This window comes from Leisingera sp. ANG-M6 (genome assembly GCF_000813905.1).
Lineage (GTDB): Bacteria > Pseudomonadota > Alphaproteobacteria > Rhodobacterales > Rhodobacteraceae > Leisingera.
Genome location: NZ_JWLG01000005.1, coordinates 110,366 through 132,007 on the forward strand (window position 1 = coordinate 110,366; position 21,642 = coordinate 132,007).

Below are 21,642 nucleotides of genomic sequence, written 5' to 3' on the forward strand. Positions count from 1 at the left end.
CTGCCGGTCGAACATGACGCACTCAATTGCCGTCTGCAACACGGCGGGCAAGCAATGCCCGGTTGAATCATTCGGCACAAAGCGGCTGCTGGCAAGCGTTTACTCGCACCTCTGCGTCGCGGTGGCCGAAGTTCAGTGCGCTTTCTGCTTCGGTATGCGGCGGCGGGCAGGCCGGGTTGCCGCACCACACATCGCCTGCACCGACTTCTTCACCTTTCATAAGGAAGGCGTTGGCTCCCAAGACCGCCTTGTCACCAACGCTGGCACCGTAATGGACAAAGCCGCCAACGCTTACCGTGGCCCCGCTGCCCACTGAGATGCGGTCCGATTTGAACACGCCTTCCTCCAGGGAGTGGCACTGCAGCGTCGCCCTGTAGTTAAGAGTTGCATTGTCGCCGATGCTGATCAGTGTTCGTTCCACGAACTGGGCGCCATCATCAAACAGCTTGCGGCCGATACGCATGCCCAGCAGGCGGCCAAGGAGACCGCGCATTGGCGTTCCTGCAAATAGGGCAGGGACTGGATGTTCGGACATTTTCCAATGCCGTTCGTGCGACCAGAAATAATCATCAAGCACGATCACCTGACGGGGTTTCAGCCTGCCGAAAGCAAGACTGGCCCGTTCGCAGAAGACAAAATAGCCGATGGTGAAGAAGCTCAGGCAAATGGCCAGGACTGCAAAGGCCGGAAAACCAACCGCAAGATAGCTCTGCCAGGCGATTTGAGCCGAGAACAGCATGATACAGACAAGCACTAGCATAGCTGCCTGATAGATCAGGGCCGTGATCAGGTTGTGATAATTCTTCTCCTTCAGCCGGCCGGCACGGGCTGCATCTTCAAGTTTGCTCGCCATCTCTGTGTCACGCTGCACGGCCCTGGGAATCTCAAAGGGAGGCGAACCCAATAGGCCTGTATTCTCCAAAACCGGCCCGTCGACAGGTATCATCGCCTTAGTCCCGATCAGGCAGTTTTCACCCGTACGCCCGCCGGCAGGATAGTGGATGTTGTTGCCCAGATAGTTCTGCGCACCGATCTTCACGGGCAGCACGCGGAAGGACGAGGCCGAATATTCTGTGTTGATCATGGACAGCCCGTCCGAAACCATTGTTCCGCTGCCAATGTCGCAAAGGAACGGATCGGTGTGGCGGTGATTGATCCCGAAATTCGACCCGGTCTGCACCACCTTGTTCAGGTTGTAGCCGACATACCGCAGGTAATAGACAATTGCCGAGCTGTCGCCGAAAATCAGATTGTAGAAGCGTGAATTCGACCAGCGGGCAACAAGGCCGTGCATGAAGTAGTGAAAACCATACAGCGTGTAGACCCGGCCAGGTTCCACGAATTTATGTGCAATGCGCGGCATGATGCCGATAAACAGCAGTCCGGCAGGAAAGGCCACGAGGTAAAGGACAAACGTGACTTGCACGGCGAGGATTGCCATTTCCCGCAGGTCAGTGATCGCGGCGATTTCATTCACATAGCCGCCCAGAATGACCGCGCCCAAGACGCTGGACATCAGCCCTAACATCAGGAAACCGAAGGTCAGTCCGCCGAGCGTATAGGCCCACCGGCGCAGTTCGCTGCAGCGGCGCGGTTCGATCCTGCAATAGTCATCATTTGTTTCGACAGCAGGGGTGCCGTGATAGCGCTTGCCGGAAAGTGCAACTTGATCCCTTTCCAGGCTCGACGCGTGGCCAAGCTGGGTTCCGTCTTCCATTGACGAGCCGATTTCAAGAATGCTGGCCTCGCCGATGAACACATCGTCTCCGATGGTGACTGGCCCGGTTTCGATGAAGCCGGCTTCGGCCTGGTAACCAAGTGCAACCGTTTCGCGGCGCAGGATTGTGTTGCTGCCGATTGATAGCAGATCGGTACAGACCGGCGTGGCGGAATGGATCACAGTGCCGCGTCCGATCCTGGCACCGAGGGCGCGCAAATAGACATTGTAGACCGGCGTGCCGGCGAGCAGGGCCGGCGGAGCGCTGCGCACCAGTCCCTTGACCAGCCAGAACCGGAAATACGCCATGCTCCAAATCGGAAAACGCTCAGGCTTCCAACGGCCGATCAGCGTCCATTTCGCGGCAATCGGAATCAGGCTGAACAGCACAAACAGACCAAAACCGGCGAGCATCATGCGCCCGCCCGCCTCTATGGCGGTAGGGCTGCCCGACAGCGCCCATTCAATGGATTTGACAATCAGCCACAAGCCCGCCAGCCCATAGGCCATCATCCAGGCGGCTTGCGCAGCTCCGCAAAGAAGGTACGCGCCGTCGCTTGCGATGTGTGCGGGTTTGGGCGCCTGCGGCGGTTTGCGGACCTGCGGGGCAGGTGCTGCGGCCTTTGCAAAATCGCCCAGCTTACGGATTGTCGGGTTAAGGTAGATATCGCGCATCGAGATGCTCGGCAGCTCGGGGCATTTGCGCAGCGCCGCGCAATAGCGCGCCATCAGCAGGGAATGGGCTCCAAGATCATCAAAGAAATGGTCGTCCGCCGAAATCTGTTCAACATTCAGGATCGGGTAAAGCTGCCCGGCGAGCAATTCCTCCACTTCGCCCTGCAGGGCAACCGCATTCTTGCTGCTGACAATGAAGCGCGGCCCGGCCGGGGCCGGCAGCTGCTTCCGGTCCGCCTTGTTGTTGACGGTCATTGGAATGTGTTTCAGCTCCTCCAGATATGAAGGGATCATATAGGCCGGCAGCCTCCCCTTCAGCTTCCGGGCGACAGTTTCCCTGTCCAGCGCTGCAACACCTTGATTGAGTGCGTAATAGGCAACCAGCTCCCGCGTTCCGGGTTCGGTTTCCCAGGTGTCGACGACGGCTTGAGAGATTTCAGGAAGTTCAAGCAGCACCGACTCGATTTCTGTCAGCTCGATACGGTACCCCCGCAGTTTGACCTGGGTGTCTATCCGGCCGTGGAATTCGATTTCGCCATCGGCGTTGATACGGCCCAGATCGCCCGTGCGGTAAAGCCGGCGGGAAGGGTTGTTGGGGCCGTTCAGGCAATCGGGAACAAATTTCCTGGCGGTCAGATTCGGACGGTTGAGATAGCCGGCGGCCAAGCCAACGCCTGCGACGGCTATTTCCCCCAGCTCGCCATCTGCCAGCTCGGTGTCCTCGTCCGGGTCGAGGATGGCAATCGAATAACTGGGCAGCGGGCCGCCGATGGTGACCGGCTTGTCCGGGTGCAGTTCAGTTATGGTGCATGTAACGGTCGCTTCCGTTGGTCCATAGGCATTCAGGATCGTGCGGCCATCCCGGTGCCAGCGAGAGATCAGGCCTTGCGGACATGCCTCTCCCGAAACAAGCAGCAGCCGCAGGTCCGGCAATTCTTCTTCCAATGTCGCCAGCAGCGTCGGCACGCAGCACATCGCAGTGACCTGGCGCCGGCGTAGAAAATCTGCCAGTTCTTCTCCGACCAGACTCACTCCCTGCTTGGTGGGAACAAGTGCCGCCCCGGCCAATAGCGGCACCCAAAGCTCTTCGACGGAAAAGTCGAACGCAATCGTCATGCCCTGATACACCCGGTCGTCGGGCCGGTAGCCATAGGTCTCGGCTGCGACCCGCACAAAATTGCAGATACTCGCCTGTTCAATCACGACACCCTTCGGCTTCCCTGTCGTGCCTGACGTGTAGATGAGATAGGCAACCTCGTCGCCTTTGCCTGTCAGTTCAGCGGGGCTCAGCCGGGCCGTGCTGCAGGCTTCGATTTGCGGCGCAGCGAAGTCCAGAAAATGTGCGGGAAGATCAATTCCGCTAAAGCAGCCGGCATACCGCTCAAGCGAAAGAACCGCGTCGACGCCCGCGTCTTCCAGAATGAAGGCTATGCGCTCGCGGGGGAAACCTTCATCCAGCGGCACATATGCGGCGTGTATCTTCTGCACCGCCAGAAGGGCGGTATAGGATGCCGCGGATTTGTCGAACATCAGGCCAATGCGGTTGCCCGGTCCCAGCCCGTTTGACAGCAGGTAGCGGGCCAGCTGGTTGGCATGGTTGTCCAAATCCCGGAAGGTCAGCGTTGCGTCCCTGGAAATGACTGCAAGGTGGTCACTGTCGCCGGCGGCCTCGAATTCATCGCAGCGTCTTTCGAACAGGTGGTGCAGCCGTTCACCGGGCTGCCAGCGGACAGAGTTCACTGCTGAATGACACGTAAGCACTTTTGAGCTCCATTGGCCGGAACGCCGTGCAGCGCGGGCTGTTCAGGCGTCGTTGCGTGGTGGTGCTGTGCTCTGTGCTTTCCGTCGCCCTGGCGGGGATTGCGTGGATGGATGCGGCTGCAGGCTCGCAAATGCGGTGCCCGCAGTCCGGTTGGGAAGGAAAACTGTGCCCCCCTTCCCAACCTTTCCGGCTCAAGGGTCGCAGAACGGCAGACTTTGAGCCGGAATTCTCATGCAAACGTCCCTCAACAGCGCTGTCCAGCGGTTAGGAAAGCTGATGCACAGTTGCCGGGTCAGGACTTCGCGATGCGGATTTTCGGGCCGGATCTGCCTCGCGCACCCAGAATATCAGCGGTGGCGCGCTCCAGGATGTCCAGTCCCTCGGCCAGTTCCCCGTCGGTGATCGTCAGAGGCGACATGCATTTGACGACTTCGTCATCCGGTCCGCAGCGCTCGCAGATCAGCCCAAGGGCGAAGCAGCGGTCGCGCACCTGACCGGCCTTGCCTGCGTTCGCAAAGCTGATGCCCCGCATGAACCCGCGCCCCTTGACCCTCTCCAGATGCTCGGGGAACCGGGCGACGATGCCCTGCAGGCGCCCCACGAGATATTCGGCCTTCTGCATGACATCCCGGGAGAAGTCCTTTGTCCGCCAATAGTGGCGCAGCGTTGCAGCGGCGGTCACGAAGGCATGGTTATTGCCGCGGAAGGTTCCGTTGTGCTCACCGGGCTCCCATTGATCCAGTTCCCGTTTCAGCAGGACTATCGCCAGCGGCAGCCCATAGCCGGAGAGGGATTTCGACAGCGTGACGATATCCGGAACAATGCCCGCCGCCTCAAAGCTGAAGAACGTGCCGGTGCGTCCGCAGCCGGCCTGAATGTCGTCGACAATAAGCAGGATCTCCAGGCGGTTGCACAGCGCCTCAAGCTTGCGCAGCCACTCCCGGCTTGCGGGGTTGAGGCCGCCTTCCCCTTGAACGGTTTCAACAAGCACCGCCGCTGGCAGGTCGATGCCGCTGGAGTTGTCGCAAAGCATCCGGTCCAGAATGGCGATCGTATCCACGCCGTCCCCGAGATAGCCGTCGAATGGCATGCAAACCGCCCCCTGCAGCGGCACGCCGGCCGCCTTGCGCAGGGTCTGATTGCCGGTCATGGAAAGCGAGCCAAGCGAAACACCGTGGAAGCTGTTGGTAAAGTGCACAACAGTGGTCCGGCCGGTCACTTTTCTGGCAAGTTTCAATGCCGCTTCCACCGCGTTTGTGCCGGTCGGCCCGGTGAACTGAGCAACATAATCCAGCCCGCGGGGCCGCAAGATGGTGTCCGCAAGTTCCGCCAGAAAGAACGCCTTGGCCTCTGTGTGCAGGTCAAGGCTGTGAACGATGCCATCCGAATTCACATATTCGGTCAGCGCGTTTTTCAAAACGGGGTTGTTGTGCCCGTAATTCAGTGATCCTGCACCTGATAGAAAATCGAGATAGCGGTCTCCCGCCTCGCTCCAGATTTCACAGCCGACGGCTTTTGCAAAAACTGCAGGCATTGACCTGGCATAGGATTGCACATTGGATTCATATCTCGCAAATAGTCCGGTTTCGGAAAATTGGACATTTTCCGATCCGAATTGCTGCACGTGTTCCATGGTATTCTCCATATCTAACGCAGCACACCCCAGACACAGGTCTGGCCGGGGAAATTAACTGTATTTGAAGTTGTGTGGCAGCCCGGTTCGGGGCCGTGCAGGAGGGGCGCCTATTCTGAGGACCCAATCAGCACGTACACAAGGGGCGCCCTGCAGCCGGCAAGTTCCTGGCGGATAAACCGCGTGGCAGACACGCGGTCCTGAAACACTCCGCCGCAAGCAAACTTGGCATCCAGAACTTGCCACAAGCCGGTTTTCGTCTTTGCAAGCTGGAATTTCAGGTCTGCCTTCGGAGAATTGCCCACATGCCCGGTGGCGGCGTCCTTGCGGATGGCCGCACGCTCTCCACGAGAAGAAAGCAGGCTTTTAGGTGCAGAACGGACGCTTGCGCTGCTTTGTGTTTCGCAGCGCAATTCTGGCCTAACAATCATTTGATACCCCCCCTAGTAAATAAACCCCCTAGTTTTGCTCCATTAGCAAATGAGAAGAATAGCAAATTGCTATTCAACGCTCTCCGTGATCCCGGATGAACGCATCAAGTCCACGGTTTACCATGTTAGGATAATTTAACCACTCACTGTTGCATGGCAGTATCAGCTTATGTCATTTTTACGAAATTTTCAAGAAATTATTTGAAATGCGGACCCGCCATACTAGCGCGGATCGGGTATCATTTTGAATTTCCCAGCATCAATTGGAGTCTAGCTCCAGTTCACTTTTTCGAGTGCCAGGTTACACTTTGGCCATTGAAGCTGGCGACCAGTGCTCAGCAAAAACTGCAGCTCGGCGCGAGGGCCGGGAGCACGTTCCGCATCTGAGGCCTGGCGATCGAAGCCAGCTTTTTGTAGAAACGCCTTGGGTATACAGTGCCGGCAAGCCGCCCGCATCTGCGCAGGCAATTGAAGTCTTTTCCCGCCGCAGCGAAATACAGAGCAGTTTTGCCGCAGGTATTTTCATCCGCCTGTGCAGACCGCAACCTGGTTGCTTCGGAATAACTGATATCCGGGAAAATGGTGCCCCCACACGGACTCGAACCGCGGACCTACTGATTACAAATCAGTTGCTCTACCAGCTGAGCTATAGGGGCGCTGAGCTGTGAAACCGCGCTTAGCATCGTTCGCGGGTCGGTCGCAAGAGGTCTTTTTCAACAAGCGGACAGGCCTGCTCTCATGTGGGGAAAACCTGTTGAATATCCGTTGCAGACCGGGCAGGTGCCTGGCCTCTGGTTTGACCTGGCGGCCGCGCCGCAGTAGGTCTGGACACAGGCAACAGGCAACCACGGGTCCGCTCATGCAGGTCATCATTCACTGCGGCGCGCATGCCACTGAGGAGGACCTGCTGCTGAAGGCGCTGTTGAAGAACACAGGCGCGCTGTCACGGCAAGGGGTTGCCGTACCCGGTCCCGGAAAATACCGCAGTTTGCTGAAGGATTGCCTGGCCGCCATGAAAGGCGGCACCGCCGCAGCAGAGGCGCCTGATGTCCTGTGGGATGCCATTCTGGATGACAGCCCGGCCAGCCGGGTGGTGTTTTCGAACCCGCATTTCTTCGGTTCGCCGCGGCATGCGCTGCGGGGCAGCAGTTTTTATCCGGACGCAGAGCAGCGGCTGCAGGGGCTGCAGCAGCTGTTTCCCTATGATCAGCTGGAAATCTTCATGGCGCTGCGCAACCCGGCGGCCTTTCTGCCTGCGCTGTTTGCAAAATCCGCCCGCGGCACCGTGCGCGAAGCTTTGCAGCGATGCGATCCGTTGCAGCTGCGCTGGTCCGGCCTGCTGCAGCGGATGCGGCAGGCGGTGCCGCAGATGCCAATCACGGTCTGGTGTTACGAGGATTTGCCACTGATCTGGGGCCAGGTTTTGCGTGACCTCGCGGGGCTGGAAATGTCAGCGCCGGTCAAGGGCGGGTTCGACCTGCTGGCGTCGCTCATGCAGCCCGCAGGGGTTGAGCGATTGCGCGCCTATCTGGACGCACACCCGGATATGACAGAGATCCACAAGCGCCGGGTCTGCGCAGCCTTTCTCGAAAAATTCGCAAGGGAGGATGCGCTCGAGGAGGAGCTGGATTTCCCCGGCTGGACTGCAGGGCTGGTCGCGGAAATGAGTGAGGCCTATGAGGAGGATCTCTATTCCATCCAGCGTCTGCCCGGCGTGTCTCTCATTTCCCCGTAACAGCCCGTTTGCCGCGCGGATTGCAGGCCGCAGCTGCTCTGTATTACTGCACCGGCTGGCCGTTGCGGCCGAAGGTCAGGCTTTCGGAGGTCAGGTCATCATAGGTCACCTCAACCGCGATCTGCTGGATCGAGCCCAGCGGGTAGCTGCGGTAGGGCAGGCCGTCTTCTTCCTTGATCATGTTGGGAAAGCCTTCGTCCAGATGGCAGTCCGGCAGCGGCCAGATTTCCGGCGCCTGGCCGTTCACCCCCAGCTTGATCTGCGCCAGGCCGCAGCGCCAGGACCACAGATGAGTCACATAGAGCAGATCCTGCCCGTCAAACTCGCGCACATGGATCCAGTTGGCCTGCGTCGCCGCCAGGATCGGCTTGACCTCAAGCGCGGTCGTAAAGCTGCCAGTCGCCTCTTGCGGTTCCGCGGTCAGGGCGGTCTGCACCGCTTCCGCGGCGGGTGCCGCTGCGGCAGCTGCCGGCGCGCCGCTGTCCACCCCGGGTCGGGCCGAGGCAGCAATGATGGCCAGGATTACGTCAAACATCGTCTCTCTCCACTCTCGGGCGCCTTTTGCGTCACAAGGCGCCCTGAAATTCCTAAGGCCGGTTGCGCGGCTTCCTGCCGGCTTATAGCTAGCTTAGCAGGCAATTCTCTTTGCTGCCTTAACGCGCAGTCCTAACCGCCCGGCAGAGACGGAAAACGGGGAAAACAATGGCAAATGCCCCCTTCAATGTGATGATCGTCGGCCAAGCGGGCCGGCTGCAGTATGAGGCGCTGCTGTTTGCTGCCTCGCTGCGCCACTGTTCTCCGGGATTTTCCGGCCGCCTGTTCGTGGCCGTGCCGCAGCCGGGGCCGCTGTGGGACAAAGATCCCGGCATCCGCAATCAGGATGTCCTGCAGGCACTTGCGGATCTGGGCGCAGAGATCCTGCCGTTCGAAAGCAAGCTGTTCGGCGCGGCCTACCCCTATGGCAACAAGATCGAGGCGCTGCAGGCGCTGCCCGAGGGGGAGCCGTTTGTGTTCTTTGACACCGACACGCTGATCACCGGCGAGCTGGCAGAGGTGCCGTTTGACTTCTCCCGCCCCAGCGCCTCGCTGCGGGTTGAGGGCACCTGGCCGAAACCGACGCTGTACGGTCCGGGCTACGCGGGCATCTGGCAGGCGCTCTATGACCGCTTCGGCCTTGATTTTCTATCCAGCCTCGATCTCAGCCAGCCGGATGAGTACTGGAAGCGTTACCTCTATTTCAACGCGGGCTTTTTCTATGGCGCCTGCCCGCGGGCCTTTGGCAAACGCTTTCTGGTTTATGCGCAATCGGTCCGCAACGACCCGCCGCAGGAACTGGCGGGCCAAAGCCTGGACCCCTGGCTGGACCAGATCGTGCTGCCGCTGGTGATCCACTCCTTCGGCGGCGGCCGCGATGCGCTGCCCGCAGGCTATCTCGACGGCGAGGTCAGCTGCCACTACCGGCTGTTCCCGCTGCTTTACGCGCGCGAAAGCGACCGCGTGGTGGAAGTGCTGCAGGAGGTTGCCGCACCAAACAGGATCAAAAAGGTGCTGAAAGGCTACGAGCCGATCAAGCGCATGGTCTATCAGGGCCGCGGCGAGAAGGTGCGGGCGCTGTTTGACCGCAAAAACCTGCCGCGGCGCGAGCAGGCGATCCGCAACCGGATCAAGTCCGAAGGCTTCTGGATGCGCTGAGGCACGTCAGCCCTGGATCGCCCGCTCGATGCTGCGGGCAAACTGCAGCAGCCGCGCATCCGACCCTTTCGGCCCGGTGATATGCAGCCCAACCGGCATCCCGTCAGCGGAATTGCCAAAGGGGATGGAGGCTGAGGGCAGCTCCATCGGCGGTGTCAGCGTCACCGTGCGCCAGTCCTCAGTGATCTCCCCGTCGCGCAGGTCAGCGGAAAACGGCATCCCCGTCGCAGTGGGCCAGAGGGCAAAGTCGTAACGCTGGAAGAAGGCGCAGACATCTGCCCAGACCTTGGCGCGGGTAGTCTGATAGGCGATCAGCTCCGCCAGGCTGCGCCCCTCGGCCTGGGCGCAGGCGGTGCGGTAGCTTTCGCCCGCCAGCGCCATATCCGGCTGCAATGCAGACCGGAGCTGCAGCGCGCATTGGCCCCGGATGATGTCCTGATGCGCCAGCAGCGGCTCCAGCGGCGGCGTGTCTTCCGCGACCTGCCAGCCCAGCTCGCGGCACAGCGCCTCCACCGGGGCAATCGCCGCCTGCACGGATGGCTCCACGCTGGAGCCAAACGGGGACAGTGACAGCGCCACCCGGCCAGAGCGCGGTGCAGGGGCCTCTTCCAGCTCCGCCAGCCGCGGCAGCGCCTGCCAGTACCCCAGCGGCTGGCAAGCCGCATTGCCCTGCATCACCTCCAGCATCAGCACCAGGTCCCGCACAGTCCGTGCCATCGGCCCCGGCACCGACAGCCCGTCAAAAGGCGCCGGGTTCGGATCATAGGGGATCAGGCCGGAGGAGGGACGCATCCCTACGACGCCGCACCAGGCGGCAGGGGTGCGGGTGCTGCCGCCCAGGTCGGAGCCGTCGGCCAGCGCCGCCATGTTTGCCGCCAGTACCGCTGCCGCGCCGCCGGAGCTTCCCGCAACGGATTTTTGCGGGTTCAGCGGATTGCGGGTGGTGCCGGAGACCAGGTTGGCGGTTTGGCCCGACAGGGTGAACTCCGGCGTATTGGTCTTGCCGGTGATCACCGCACCGGCTGCGCGCAGCCGGGCCACATGCAGCGCGTCGTAATCCGGCACAAAGGTCTCAAAACTCTTGGACCCCCAGGTGGTGCGCAGCCCCTTGGTTTCAAAGCAATCCTTGATGGCAACGGGCAGACCGTGCAGCGGGCCGGCAAAATCCCCGCGTGTCGCCATTGCATCCAGCTCCGCCGCCCGCCCCTCTGCTGCCTCCCAGTCCAGGGTGATGAAAGCGTTGACCGTGGGTTCCTGTACTTCGGTCCGCGCTTGGTGGGCCTCCAGCACTTCGCGGGCACTCAGCTCCCGCGCCCGCAGTTTGGCAGCCATTGTTTCGGCGCTAAGCGCGGTTATTTCGGCCATGCGGCAAGTCTCCCTGTTAAGATGGCAGCGGTGCTGCCGCGACCCTAGGGAGACTGAACGCTTCGCTCCGTCCTGAAACCGTCCTGAAAGCGGCCTGCCAGCGACCTTGCCGCGGTCAGCGGCGCAGCCAGCGGTGGACAGAGAGCTTGGCTTGACCGCAAGCGCTGTCCAAATCAGCGCCCCGCGCCAGATGGCAGGCAATTGCGGTGGCGAGGCTGCATCCGGTGCCGCGTTTCGCAACAGGCAGCCGCTGCGCCGTGTGCCGCCTGACTGACCTTTGCGGCGTGAACAACAGGTCGGTGCTCTTGGTGCCGGTGCCGTGCCCGCCCTTGACCAGCACCGCCTGCGCGCCTTGGCTCAGCAGGGCTGCTGCTTGTGTCTCAAGCGGACCACCTATTCTGGCGAGCACCTCAAGTTCAGCCAGGTTCGGCGTAACCAGCGCGGCACGGCGCAGCAGGACGCCAAAGCCGTTCGCGTCCATCAATGTGCCGCCGGAACTCGCTTTCAGGACCGGGTCCAATATAATGGGCAGCCCGGCTGGCAAGGCAACCGCCACAGCCTCCGCGACTGCGGCGGAACCGAGCATGCCGATCTTCACAGCACCCGGCGCCGGGGATGTTGCCAGCGCCGCGCGGATCTGATCCGCCACCGCCTCGGGCGGGCAGGGGTGAACACCCAGAACTGCCTCGTCTGTTTGCACCGTGACGGCTGTCACCACCGGGCGGACAGTCACGCCCAGCTCTGCGGCCATCGCTGTATCCCGTGTCAGCCCCGCACCGCCGCTGCTGTCGGTGCCGCCAATGGCCAGGATCACCGTCATGCGCTGTCCCCCGCGGCGAGCAGGGCCAGATCGCTGTACCCCGCCTGTCGCAGATCCTGCGCTGCGCCCCAAGCGCGCAGCCCGCTGCGGCAGCACAGCACGATCCGGCTCTCCCTTGGCAGCCCCGCTGCTGTTAGCTCCGCACGCGCGATCCGGCGGGCCTGCGGAGCCAGCAACTTGGGCGCTTCAGCGGTGTCCCGCAGTTCAACCACCGTGTCGTCAGGCGAGATATGAGCCGCGGCAAGGAAGGGCAGGGCCTCCTCTGGCTCCTCGGCTTTGTCAAAGCGGAAAGTGCTCACCTGCAGCTCTCCGAGCCGGAAAACAAACAGCTGCCCCAGCGGCGAGGGCTCATGTTTCAGCAGCGTCTTCAGCGCCAGTTGCGCCTGCAGGGCGCCGATCATGCCCACCACCGGCCCCATCACACCGGCGGTTGCGCAGGTCGCGGCCTGTGCAGGCAAGTCCGGGAAAACGGCACGCAGCGACGGCGCGCCGCCGCAAAAGCCCCCGGCATAGCCCGACTGCCCCAGTGCAGAGGCCGAAACCAGCATCTTGCCCTGCCGCAGGCATTCATCCGACAGAATATAAGACACCGCAAAACTGTCCGCCGCATCCACCACCAGATCGACGCCAGCCACCATCTGCTCCGCGTTGGCTGCATCAAGATACCGGGCCTGCGCTGTAAACTGCAAACCCGGATTGGCGGCTAGCAAGTGCTGCCGGGCCGCCTCCACCTTGGGCAAACCGATGTCCGCCATGGAATAGAGCACCTGCCGGTGCAGGTTGCTTTCCTCTACCATGTCGCCATCCATCACCGTGATCCGCCCGACACCCGCGCCGCTCAGGTATTGCAGCACCGGACAGCCAAGCCCCCCGGCGCCAACCACCAGCACATGGGCGCGGGCGAGGCGTTCCTGCCCTTCCGCACCCACTTCCGGCAGGATCATCTGGCGTGCATAGCGGCTCATGCGTTCTCCCGGATCCGGCAGGCCTGCACCCATTCGCGGGTGCGGGCCTCAGGATCGTCTGCCAGCTGGATGTCCGTCACCACCGCCGCGCTGTCGGCGCCCGCTGCAAAAACCCCCGGCAGCCGTTCCGGCGTCAGCCCGCCGATGGCAACCAGCGGCACATCGCCTGTCATCTGCTTCCAGCGCGTCACCCGCTCCAGCCCCTGCGGCCCCCATTTCATCTTCTTCAGAAGCGTCGGATAGACCGGCCCCAGCGCCACATACGCGGGCCCCAAGGACAATGCGCGGTCCAGCTCCGCCTCGTCATGGGTCGACAGTCCAAAGCGGACCCCCTTGCGGCGCAACGCGGCAAAGTCGGCACTGTCCATGTCCTCCTGTCCCAGGTGCACAAAGTTGCAGTTCAGGTCCAAAGCCGCCTGCCAGTAGTCATTGACCACCAGCTGGGCATCATGCACCGCGCAGAAGTCGCGTGCCCGGGCGATCTGGCGGCGCACCTCAGCCTCCGGCTGGTCCTTGATCCGCAGCTGCACCAGCTTGGCCCCATGCGGCACCAGCAGCTCCAGCCGTCCCACATGGCCTGTGATCATATAAAACCGTTCCATCATGCAAACTCCGCCATTCCCAGAACCGGGGTTGAGGGCACCGCCATATCGCGCCGCTCCATTGGATCGGCAGCAAACCCCGCACGGCCCGCCTCAACCGCCAGCGCCATTGCACGGGCCATGCCCGCAGGGTCGCCGGCCTTGGCGACCGCAGTGTTCAACAGCACCGCATCCATGCCCAGCTCCGTCGCCTGGGCCGCGTCCGAGGGCCGCCCGATGCCGGCATCAACAACCAGCGGCACCCCCGGAAAATGCGCTCGCATCGCCCGCAAGGCGTCCGGGTTGCGCAACCCCTGGCCGGAGCCGATCGGCGCCCCCCAGGGCATCAGCACCTCGCAGCCCGCCTCCAAGAGTTTCTCACCCACCACCAGATCATCGGTGGTATAGGGAAACACCTGGAAGCCTTCGCTGCTCAGGATACGCGCGGCCTCTACCAGACCAAACACATCCGGCTGCAGCGTGTCGGAGTGTCCGATCACCTCCAGTTTGATCCAGGGCGTATCAAACAGCTCCCGCGCCATGCGGGCCGTTGTCACCGCCTCCTGCACCGAATGGCAGCCCGCTGTGTTCGGCAGGATGCGGCAGCCGGTCTTCTGCAGCTCCTGCCAAAATGCAGTGCCGGATCCATCGGCGGTTTCGCGGCGCAGGGACACGGTGATGATCTCCGTGCCGCTGGCCTTCACCGCCTCCGCCAGCACCGCAGGCGACGGGTATTGCGCGGTGCCCAACAGCAGCCGCGAGGTGATCTCTGTTCCGTAGAATTGCATCTCAGCCTCCCTGCATCGGGGCCAGGACTTCCAAGCAGTCACCCTCAGCCAGCTGCACCTCTGTCCGCTGGCCGCGCGCAATAAATGTGCCGTTCAGTGCGGTCGCAACGGAGGAGCAGGCATAGCCGAGTTCCTGCAGCGCCCCCTTCAGGTCGCTTGCGGCAACCTCATGCGGTTTGGCGTTCACGATGATCTTCATCTGATGTCTCCGTTAGCAGGTGGTCCGCGGCCTGCTGCGCCATCGCGGGTGCCAGCAGAAATCCGTGGCGGTACAACCCGTTGAGGTAAAGCGTGCCGTTCTGTTCAGTGAGCCGCGGCAGGTTGTCGGCAAAGGCCGGGCGCAGGCCTGCGCCGGTCTCCACTACGCTGGCCTCGGCAAACCCCGGGTGCAGGGCAAAGGCCGCGCTCAAAAGTTCACTTAAGGAGCGCAGCGTGATGGCACGGTCAGAACTGCTCTCGATCATGGTGCCGCCGATCATGAAATACCCGTCGCCGCGGGGCACCAGGTAGAGAGGCATCCGCGGGTGCAGCAGGCGCAGGGTGCGGGTGATCTCCACCTGCGGGCAATGAAGGACCGCCATCTCGCCGCGCACCGGGCGCAAGCCGGGCAGCGGTGCCGCCATCCCGGTGCAATCCAGCGTGACGCGGGCCGGGGCGGGTGAGCCATAGCGGATCTCGACCCCCAGTTCCTGCACCTTGGCGCTCAAGTCCCGCAGCGCCCGCCGCGGGTCCAGATGCGCCTCGCCTTCAAAGAACAGACCTTGCGCAAACCGCCCCACCAGCGCTGGCTCCAGCGCGCCGATCTCCGCTCCGTCCACACTGCGGTGGCTACTTGTGCGGCGGGCGAAACGGGTCAGCTCTGCCCGGTCGCGGGCAGGCGCCACCACCAGCGTGCCGCGCCTGTGCACGGTCGTGACCTTGGCCCACCAGCCGAAGGCGCGGCTGCCGAGGGTGATCACCTCTGCTTCGGCGCTTTCGCGTTCGCACCAGGGTGCCAGCATGCCGCCCGCAAAGCGCGCGACACTGCCAGCCCCGGGCGTCTCGCCCCGCTCATAGACGGTGACCGCCGCCCCGCGCTGCGCCAGTTCATAGGCGCAGGCGAGACCGGCAAGCCCCGCACCGGCGATGGAGATCATTCCGCCGGTTCCGCAGCTTCAGCCGCAGGCACATAGAGCTCGCCGCCCTCGCGGAACTTGGCGGCCATCGCCTCCATGCCCTCTTTCTGCGCTTCCGAGCGGATGTCGTGGCTGATCCGCATCGAACAGAATTTCGGCCCGCACATGGAGCAGAAATGGGCAACCTTGTGGGCCTGTTTCGGCAGGGTCTGGTCGTGGAATTCGCGTGCGGTGTCCGGGTCCAGCGACAGGTTGAACTGGTCCTCCCAGCGGAACTCGAACCGCGCGCGGCTCAGCGCATCGTCGCGGCGCTGGGCGCCGGGCAAACCCTTGGCGAGGTCGGCAGCATGGGCTGCGATCTTGTAGGTGATGACCCCGGTCTTAACATCGTCGCGGTCGGGCAGGCCCAGATGCTCCTTCGGTGTCACGTAGCACAGCATCGCGCAACCGAACCAGCCGATCATCGCCGCCCCGATGCCGCTGGTGATGTGGTCATAGCCCGGCGCAATGTCGGTGGTCAGCGGCCCCAGCGTATAGAACGGCGCCTCGTGGCAGCACTCCAGCTGCTTGTCCATGTTCTCCTTGATCTTGTGCATGGCAACATGGCCCGGCCCCTCAATCATCACCTGGCAGTCCTTGGCCCAAGCGATCTTGGTCAGCTCACCCAGGGTTTCCAGCTCGGCAAACTGCGCCTCGTCATTGGCGTCCGCAATGGAGCCCGGCCGCAGCCCGTCGCCCAAAGAGAAGCTCACATCATACTGGCGGCAGATGTCGCAGATTTCCTCGAAATGCTCATAGAGGAAGCTCTCCTTGTGGTGATGCAGGCACCACTTCGCCATGATCGAGCCGCCGCGCGAGACAATCCCCGTCACCCGGTTCACCGTCATCGGCACCATATGCAGCCGCACGCCCGCATGGATGGTGAAGTAATCGACGCCCTGTTCCGCCTGTTCGATCAGCGTGTCGCGGAACACTTCCCAGGTCAGGTCCTCGGCGATGCCATTCACCTTCTCCAGCGCCTGGTAGATCGGAACCGTGCCGATCGGCACCGGCGAGTTGCGCACGATCCATTCGCGGGTGTTGTGGATGTTGCGGCCCGTGGACAGGTCCATCACGGTGTCGGCGCCCCAGCGGATCGCCCAGACCAGCTTGTCGACCTCTTCCTCCATTGAGGAGGTCACGGCAGAGGTGCCCATGTTGGCGTTGATCTTCACCTTGAAATTGCGGCCGATGATCATCGGCTCGATTTCCGGGTGGTTGATGTTTGCGGGGATGATGGCGCGACCGGCGGCGATTTCGGACCGCACGAATTCCGGCGTCACGTAGTCCGGGATGTTGGCGCCAAAGTCATTGCCGTCGCGGTTGCCGTGGCAGGGCGACAGCTCGCGCAGCTGGTTTTCGCGGATCGCCACGAACTCCATCTCCGGCGTGATGATGCCCGCACGCGCATAGGCCAGCTGGGTCGGCGCCTTGCCGTCCTTGCCGCGCAGCGGGGCAGGATTCACCGGGAACTCCGGCGTCAGCCGGTCGCCTTCGACAAAGCCGTTGTCCTCCGGCTTCACATCGCGGCCCTGGTAGCTCTCGACGTCGCCGCGGGCCTCGATCCACTGGCGGCGCAGCTGCGGCAGGCCCTGGCGGATGTCGGTCAGCACCTCCGGATCGGTATAGGGGCCGGAGCTGTCATAGACCGGCAGCGGCGCCTCGCCCGCGGTGGGGTGGGTGGAGATCTCACGCATCGGCACGCGGATGTCCTCATGGACCTCGCCGTTGACGTAGATCTTGCGCGATGCGGGCAATGCGCCCGTGGTGATTTTCGGGTTGGGGACGTTCATCTGGTGTTCCTCCGGGCCTTCGGTTCAAAAACACCAATTGAGCCGGGACGGAGGAAAACGGGCAGGGGGGTGTACAGCCGGTGTACGGCCGGTGCACGCATGCTGCCTGTCCGAAACACCGCTTGCCGCCGGGGCGCCGTGCGATGCTTCTTGCTTCCTACGCCAGTATCAACTGGGTCAGGTTCAAAGGGTCGCGCCGCCGGTCCGGGATCCCCCGCACCATGACGCCTCTCAGTCCCTTGGGCGGGACTCCCCTGCGTGCCTATAGGGCTAGGGGAGGTGCGGGGTTTGCGTCAACCGGAATCTTTGTAGATTATTTTTTGGCATTAATATCAGTTCAGTATTGGCCTTATTGGCACCGGATTGGGGCAAATCGCTGCAGCGCAGCTTTGATGCTTGATCGAAGGCTGCAAATTTATCTATAAAACCGGAAACGCCATCCGCGCATGGCCAACAGGTATAGAGAACAGGAGACAGCATGCTGGACGCTGCACCCATCCGCACCGACTGGACCCGCGAGGAAGCGGAAGCGATTTATAACAAACCTTTCATGGACTTGCTGTTTCAGGCGCACACCGTGCACCGGCAGTATTTCGATCCCAACCAGGTGCAGAAATCCAAGCTGCTCAGCATCAAGACCGGCGGCTGCGCCGAGGATTGCGCCTATTGCTCTCAGTCGGCGCGCAACGGCGCGCAGCTCTCTGCCTCCAAGCTGATCGAGGTGCAGCGGGTGATCGCCGAGGCCAAGAAAGCCAAGGAAGGCGGCGCGACGCGCTATTGCATGGGGGCCGCCTGGCGTTCGCCCAAGGACCGCGACATGGCCGCACTTGAGGCGATGGTGCAGGGCGTCAAGGACTTGGGCATGGAAACCTGCATGACCCTGGGCATGCTGGACGAGGAACAGGTGTTCCGCCTGCGCGATGCCGGTCTGGATTACTATAACCACAACATCGACACCTCGGAGCGTTACTACTCCGAGATCATCACCACCCGCACCTTTGCCGACCGGATCGACACCCTGAACCGGGTGCGTGAGGCGGGCATCAAGGTCTGCTCCGGCGGCATCGTTGGCATGGGGGAAAAGCAGCTCGACCGCATCGACATGATGCTGGCGCTGGCGACGCTGGAGGTGCACCCGGATTCGGTGCCTGTGAACATGCTGATCCCGATTGCCGACACGCCGCTGGCCAATGTCGAGAAGCTGGACCCGATCGAATTCGTCCGCTCCGTGGCGCTGGCCCGCATTCTGATGCCGAAATCGCACGTGCGCCTGTCCGCAGGCCGCACCGATATGTCGGACGAGATGCAGGCGATGTGCTTCTTTGCCGGTGCCAACTCGATCTTTGTGGGCGACACGCTGCTGACCGCGGACAACCCCGAAGAGGACAAGGACCAACAGCTGTTCGACCGTCTGGGCATCACCGCGATGGCGGCAGGCTGCGACGGCAGCCGCTGATGGCGGGCGCCTTTCCGCGGCATGAGAAATCGCTGGAAGCGCTGCGTACGCGCGGACGCTACCGGCAACTGATGCCGCGGGACGGGCATGACTTTGCCTCTAATGACTATCTTGGGCTGGCGGGCAGCGATGTGCTGCGCGCCGCCGCCGCAGACGCGCTGGCGCGCGGGGTGCCGGTGGGGGCAGGCGGCTCGCGCCTGCTGCGCGGCAACGATGCAGAACATCAGCTGCTGGAGGCTGAGGCGGCTGCGTTTTTCGGCACTGAGGCCGCGTTGTTCATGGGCGGCGGTTTCAACGCCAATCAGGCGATCTTCTCCACCCTGCCGCAGCAGGGCGATCTGGTGCTCTATGATGCGCTGATCCATGCCAGCACCCATGACGGGATGCGGCTGGGCCGGGCAGAGACCCGCAGCTTTGCCCACAGCGATGCGGAGGACGCGGCACGGGTGCTGAAGGACTGGCGCTCGACAGGCGGCGAGGGCCAGGTCTGGTTCGCGGTTGAGGCGGTCTATTCGATGGATGGCGACCTCGCGCCGCTGGACGCGCTGATGGCGCTGGCGGATGCAGAGGGCGCCGTGCTGGTGGTGGATGAGGCGCATTCCTCTGGCGTGTTCGGCGATCTGGGGCGCGGGCTGGCGCACGGCATCGCCAACCGTCCGAATGTCCTGTCCCTGCACACCTGCGGCAAGGCGCTGGGCGCCTCGGGCGCGCTGATCTGCGGCCAGAAGGTTTTGATCGAGACACTGATCAACAAGGCGCGCGGGTTCATCTTTGCCACCGCGCCGTCGCCGCTGAACGCGGCCCTGGTGCGCGCAGCTTTGCAGGAACTTCAGCAGAACCCGCGCCGCCGCGAACAGGCGTGGCAGGGAATTACCCATGCCCAAGATGAGGCCAAGCGCCTGTGCGGGCTGGATGGTTTCCAAAGCCAAATCCTGCCGGTGGTGATCGGTGACGACAAGAGCACCATGGCGCTGGCCGCGGCCATGCAGGCGCGCGGCTACGACATCCGCGGCATCCGCCCGCCGACAGTGCCGCGCGGCACCTCGCGGCTGCGGCTGTCGATCACACTGAATACGGGGGCAGAGGTCATCACCCGGATGTTCGAAGACCTCGCCCGGGAAATGGAGAGTGCAGCATGAGCGCGCTGATCGTCACCGGAACCGATACCGGTATCGGCAAGACCATCTTCTCGGCCGGCTTGGTGCAGGCGCTGGGCGCCACCTATTGGAAGCCGGTGCAATCGGGGCTGGAAGAGGAGACCGACAGCCAAATCGTCTCCCGCCTGTCGGGCCGCCCGGCGCTGGCCGAGGGCTACCTTCTGCAACTGCCCGCTTCGCCGCACCTGTCAGCAGAGGCCGAAGGCGTTGAGATCGACCCGGACGCGCTGTCCTTGCCGGAGGTGGACGGTACTCTCATCGCCGAAGGCGCGGGCGGGCTGATGGTGCCGTTGAACCGCGAGGTTCTGTATCTCGATCTGTTCGCCCGCTGGCGCGCACCGGTGATCCTTTGCGCGCGGACCCAGCTGGGCACGATCAACCATACGCTCCTTTCGCTGAAGGCGCTGCGCGATGCGCGCTGCCCGGTGGTCGGCGTGGCCTTCATCGGCGACGCGGAGCCGGCGGTTGAGGAGACCATCTGCCAGTTCGGCCAGGTGGCGCACCTGGGGCGGCTGCCGGTGCTGGGCGAGCTGACCTCTGACGCGCTGGCCGTGGCCTTTCAGGCCAGCATCCGGGTGGATCTGATCAAGGAGGCCTTGGCCCAAGGAGAGATGGCATGAGTGCCGCAGACCTCACCCAGCTGGAGTTTGATCAACAGCACCTCTGGCATCCCTATACAAATGTCACCAAGCCCGGCCCGACCTTTGTGGTGAAGGAAAGCGAAGGCATGTACATCACCCTGGACGACGGCACCCGTCTGATAGATGCCATGTCGTCCTGGTGGTGCATGATGCACGGCCACAAGAACCCGGCGATTACCAAGGCAATCCACGACCAGCTTGACACCCTGCCGCATGTGATGTTCGGCGGGCTGACCCATGACCCGGCCATCGACCTGGGCCGCAAGCTCTTGGAGATCACCCCCGAAAGCCTGACGCGCATCTTCTATTGCGACAGCGGGTCCGTCTCGGTCGAAGTGGCGATGAAGATGGCGGTGCAATACCAGCACGCCATCGGCCAGGCGGGGCGCAAGGAATTTGCCACCATCCGCTCCGGCTATCACGGCGACACTTGGAAGGCGATGAGCGTCTGCGACCCGGATACCGGCATGCACCACCTGTTCCAGGGCGCGCTGAGCGTGCAGCACTTCGTCTCCCGCCCGCCAGTCCGCATTCATGAGGATTGGATCGACGACCCGGCGCAGAACGGCCTGGGCGAGCTGCGGGCAGTGCTGGAGGCCAACGCCAAGAGGATCGCAGCCTTCATCCTGGAGCCCGTGGTGCAGGGCACCGGCGGGATGTATTTCTATCACCCCGAATATCTCAATCAGGCGCGCGCGCTCTGTGATGAGCTGGGCATCCTCCTGATCTTCGACGAGATCGCCACCGGCTTTGGCCGCACTGGCGAGTTGTTTGCCACCAATTTCTGTTCGGTTGAGCCGGATATCATCTGCCTCGGCAAGGGGCTGACCGGCGGCCATATCTCCTTTGCCTGCACCATGACCAATGACCGGGTGGCAGAGGGCATCGGCGGCGGCAACCCGGGCCTGTTCATGCACGGGCCGACCTATATGGGCAACCCGCTGGCCTGTGCCGCTGCCAAGGCGTCGCTGGACCTGCTGACGGGGCAGGACTGGCGCGGCACGGTGGCGGCAATCGGCGAACAGATGCAGGCCGAACTGGCCCCGGCGCGGGATCTGCCGAATGTGGCCGATGTGCGGGTCTTGGGCGCCATTGGAGTCATTGAGATGAAGCATCGCGTCTCAGCCGACGAGGCGCATGCCCGGGCGCATGAAATGGGCGTGTTTCTGCGCCCCTTCGGCACCAACATCTACACAATGCCGCCCTTCATCACCTCGCCGGATCAGCTGAGCGAAATCACCGCAGGTATGCTGCGGCTGGCGCGGGAGCTGTAAGCC

17 protein-coding genes, 1 tRNA gene and 1 riboswitch are annotated in these 21,642 nt (G+C 62.9%); of the genes, 6 read left to right on the forward strand and 12 right to left on the reverse strand.

The window, feature by feature from the left end; genetic code table 11:
- Window positions 1-67: 67 nt before the first annotated feature.
- The 3 genes from RA24_RS03010 to RA24_RS03025 all read right to left on the reverse strand — a co-directional run bounded on the left by RA24_RS03010 (window position 68) and on the right by RA24_RS03025 (window position 6,874).
- Window positions 68-4,153, reverse strand: a complete 4,086-nt coding sequence (locus RA24_RS03010; protein WP_082020314.1) for a Pls/PosA family non-ribosomal peptide synthetase — start codon at window positions 4,151-4,153, stop codon at window positions 68-70.
- 293 nt (window positions 4,154-4,446) lie between these two features.
- Window positions 4,447-5,787, reverse strand: a complete 1,341-nt coding sequence (ectB, locus tag RA24_RS03015; protein ID WP_052269519.1) for a diaminobutyrate--2-oxoglutarate transaminase — start codon at window positions 5,785-5,787, stop codon at window positions 4,447-4,449.
- Between the two features lie 1,011 nt (window positions 5,788-6,798).
- Window positions 6,799-6,874, reverse strand: a tRNA-Thr gene (locus RA24_RS03025).
- Between the two features lie 203 nt (window positions 6,875-7,077).
- Between RA24_RS03025 and RA24_RS03030 the strand changes: the two genes are divergently transcribed.
- Window positions 7,078-7,953, forward strand: a complete 876-nt coding sequence (locus RA24_RS03030; protein ID WP_039189668.1) for a hypothetical protein — start codon at window positions 7,078-7,080, stop codon at window positions 7,951-7,953.
- A 43-nt stretch (window positions 7,954-7,996) separates the two neighbouring features.
- Here RA24_RS03030 and RA24_RS03035 read toward each other — a convergent pair whose 3' ends face one another.
- Entirely contained in the window at window positions 7,997-8,488 is a 492-nt protein-coding gene (locus RA24_RS03035; protein ID WP_039149838.1) for a hypothetical protein, read from the reverse strand.
- Between the two features lie 167 nt (window positions 8,489-8,655).
- Between RA24_RS03035 and RA24_RS03040 the strand changes: the two genes are divergently transcribed.
- Window positions 8,656-9,645 carry a hypothetical protein gene (locus RA24_RS03040; protein WP_039189670.1) on the forward strand — a complete coding sequence of 330 codons (990 nt, stop codon included), beginning with the start codon at window positions 8,656-8,658 and terminating at the stop codon, window positions 9,643-9,645.
- Between the two features lie 6 nt (window positions 9,646-9,651).
- On the opposite strand, the gene RA24_RS03045 is transcribed toward RA24_RS03040, so the two are convergent.
- The 8 genes from RA24_RS03045 to thiC form a co-directional block, all read right to left on the reverse strand.
- On the reverse strand, window positions 9,652-10,977 hold the full coding sequence (locus tag RA24_RS03045) for an amidase (RefSeq protein ID WP_206540658.1): 1,326 nt from the start codon (window positions 10,975-10,977) through the stop codon (window positions 9,652-9,654).
- Between the two features lie 148 nt (window positions 10,978-11,125).
- A complete protein-coding gene (gene thiD / locus RA24_RS03050) occupies window positions 11,126-11,830 on the reverse strand; it encodes a bifunctional hydroxymethylpyrimidine kinase/phosphomethylpyrimidine kinase (protein WP_039189673.1) in 705 nt (234 codons plus the stop codon).
- Complete coding sequence (locus tag RA24_RS03055; RefSeq protein WP_039189675.1) at window positions 11,827-12,795, reverse strand: HesA/MoeB/ThiF family protein; 969 nt, start codon at window positions 12,793-12,795, stop codon at window positions 11,827-11,829. Before RA24_RS03055 ends, thiD begins: the two co-directional genes overlap by 4 nt.
- Window positions 12,792-13,397: a thiamine phosphate synthase gene (locus RA24_RS03060; RefSeq protein ID WP_039189856.1), complete on the reverse strand. Its 606-nt coding sequence runs from the start codon at window positions 13,395-13,397 to the stop codon at window positions 12,792-12,794. Before RA24_RS03060 ends, RA24_RS03055 begins: the two co-directional genes overlap by 4 nt.
- Window positions 13,397-14,164, reverse strand: a complete 768-nt coding sequence (locus RA24_RS03065) for a thiazole synthase (protein ID WP_039189678.1) — start codon at window positions 14,162-14,164, stop codon at window positions 13,397-13,399. The genes RA24_RS03060 and RA24_RS03065 overlap by 1 nt, the downstream gene beginning before the upstream one ends.
- 1 nt (window position 14,165) lies before the next feature.
- Window positions 14,166-14,363, reverse strand: a complete 198-nt coding sequence (thiS, locus tag RA24_RS03070; RefSeq protein ID WP_039189680.1) for a sulfur carrier protein ThiS — start codon at window positions 14,361-14,363, stop codon at window positions 14,166-14,168.
- Window positions 14,332-15,300, reverse strand: coding sequence for an FAD-dependent oxidoreductase (locus RA24_RS03075; protein WP_039189682.1), 969 nt, complete (start codon window positions 15,298-15,300; stop codon window positions 14,332-14,334). Before RA24_RS03075 ends, thiS begins: the two co-directional genes overlap by 32 nt.
- Window positions 15,297-17,111 (reverse strand): phosphomethylpyrimidine synthase ThiC, encoded by a 1,815-nt coding sequence (thiC, locus tag RA24_RS03080; protein WP_039189684.1) that lies wholly within the window; start codon window positions 17,109-17,111, stop codon window positions 15,297-15,299. The genes RA24_RS03075 and thiC overlap by 4 nt, the downstream gene beginning before the upstream one ends.
- Before the next feature lie 137 nt (window positions 17,112-17,248).
- Window positions 17,249-17,377, reverse strand: a riboswitch (TPP riboswitch).
- A gap of 212 nt (window positions 17,378-17,589) precedes the next feature.
- Between thiC and bioB the strand changes: the two genes are divergently transcribed.
- From bioB to bioA, 4 genes are read left to right on the forward strand one after another with little or no spacing between them, the layout of a single operon-like run.
- Complete coding sequence (gene bioB, locus RA24_RS03085) at window positions 17,590-18,567, forward strand: biotin synthase BioB (RefSeq protein WP_019294655.1); 978 nt, start codon at window positions 17,590-17,592, stop codon at window positions 18,565-18,567.
- A complete protein-coding gene (locus RA24_RS03090) occupies window positions 18,567-19,706 on the forward strand; it encodes an 8-amino-7-oxononanoate synthase (RefSeq protein ID WP_039189685.1) in 1,140 nt (379 codons plus the stop codon). Before bioB ends, RA24_RS03090 begins: the two co-directional genes overlap by 1 nt.
- Window positions 19,703-20,344 (forward strand): dethiobiotin synthase, encoded by a 642-nt coding sequence (gene bioD, locus RA24_RS03095; RefSeq protein WP_039189687.1) that lies wholly within the window; start codon window positions 19,703-19,705, stop codon window positions 20,342-20,344. The genes RA24_RS03090 and bioD overlap by 4 nt, the downstream gene beginning before the upstream one ends.
- Complete coding sequence (gene bioA, locus RA24_RS03100) at window positions 20,341-21,639, forward strand: adenosylmethionine--8-amino-7-oxononanoate transaminase (protein WP_039152481.1); 1,299 nt, start codon at window positions 20,341-20,343, stop codon at window positions 21,637-21,639. Before bioD ends, bioA begins: the two co-directional genes overlap by 4 nt.
- Window positions 21,640-21,642 lie beyond the last annotated feature (3 nt).

Bases quoted from the DNA above. Each gene is read 5' to 3' on its own strand.
- bioA (WP_039152481.1), top strand. From the start codon at position 20,341: ATGAGTGCCGCAGACCTCACCCAGCTGGAGTTTGATCAACAGCACCTC.
- bioD (WP_039189687.1), top strand. From the start codon at position 19,703: ATGAGCGCGCTGATCGTCACCGGAACCGATACCGGTATCGGCAAGACC.
- thiD (WP_039189673.1), bottom strand. From the start codon at position 11,830: ATGACGGTGATCCTGGCCATTGGCGGCACCGACAGCAGCGGCGGTGCG.
- thiC (WP_039189684.1), bottom strand. From the start codon at position 17,111: ATGAACGTCCCCAACCCGAAAATCACCACGGGCGCATTGCCCGCATCG.
- RA24_RS03075 (WP_039189682.1), bottom strand. From the start codon at position 15,300: ATGATCTCCATCGCCGGTGCGGGGCTTGCCGGTCTCGCCTGCGCCTAT.
- RA24_RS03040 (WP_039189670.1), top strand. From the start codon at position 8,656: ATGGCAAATGCCCCCTTCAATGTGATGATCGTCGGCCAAGCGGGCCGG.
- RA24_RS03065 (WP_039189678.1), bottom strand. From the start codon at position 14,164: ATGCAATTCTACGGAACAGAGATCACCTCGCGGCTGCTGTTGGGCACC.
- bioB (WP_019294655.1), top strand. From the start codon at position 17,590: ATGCTGGACGCTGCACCCATCCGCACCGACTGGACCCGCGAGGAAGCG.
- thiS (WP_039189680.1), bottom strand. From the start codon at position 14,363: ATGAAGATCATCGTGAACGCCAAACCGCATGAGGTTGCCGCAAGCGAC.
- RA24_RS03035 (WP_039149838.1), bottom strand. From the start codon at position 8,488: ATGTTTGACGTAATCCTGGCCATCATTGCTGCCTCGGCCCGACCCGGG.
- RA24_RS03045 (WP_206540658.1), bottom strand. From the start codon at position 10,977: ATGGCTGCCAAACTGCGGGCGCGGGAGCTGAGTGCCCGCGAAGTGCTG.
- RA24_RS03055 (WP_039189675.1), bottom strand. From the start codon at position 12,795: ATGAGCCGCTATGCACGCCAGATGATCCTGCCGGAAGTGGGTGCGGAA.
- RA24_RS03060 (WP_039189856.1), bottom strand. From the start codon at position 13,397: ATGGAACGGTTTTATATGATCACAGGCCATGTGGGACGGCTGGAGCTG.
- ectB (WP_052269519.1), bottom strand. From the start codon at position 5,787: ATGGAACACGTGCAGCAATTCGGATCGGAAAATGTCCAATTTTCCGAA.
- RA24_RS03090 (WP_039189685.1), top strand. From the start codon at position 18,567: ATGGCGGGCGCCTTTCCGCGGCATGAGAAATCGCTGGAAGCGCTGCGT.
- RA24_RS03030 (WP_039189668.1), top strand. From the start codon at position 7,078: ATGCAGGTCATCATTCACTGCGGCGCGCATGCCACTGAGGAGGACCTG.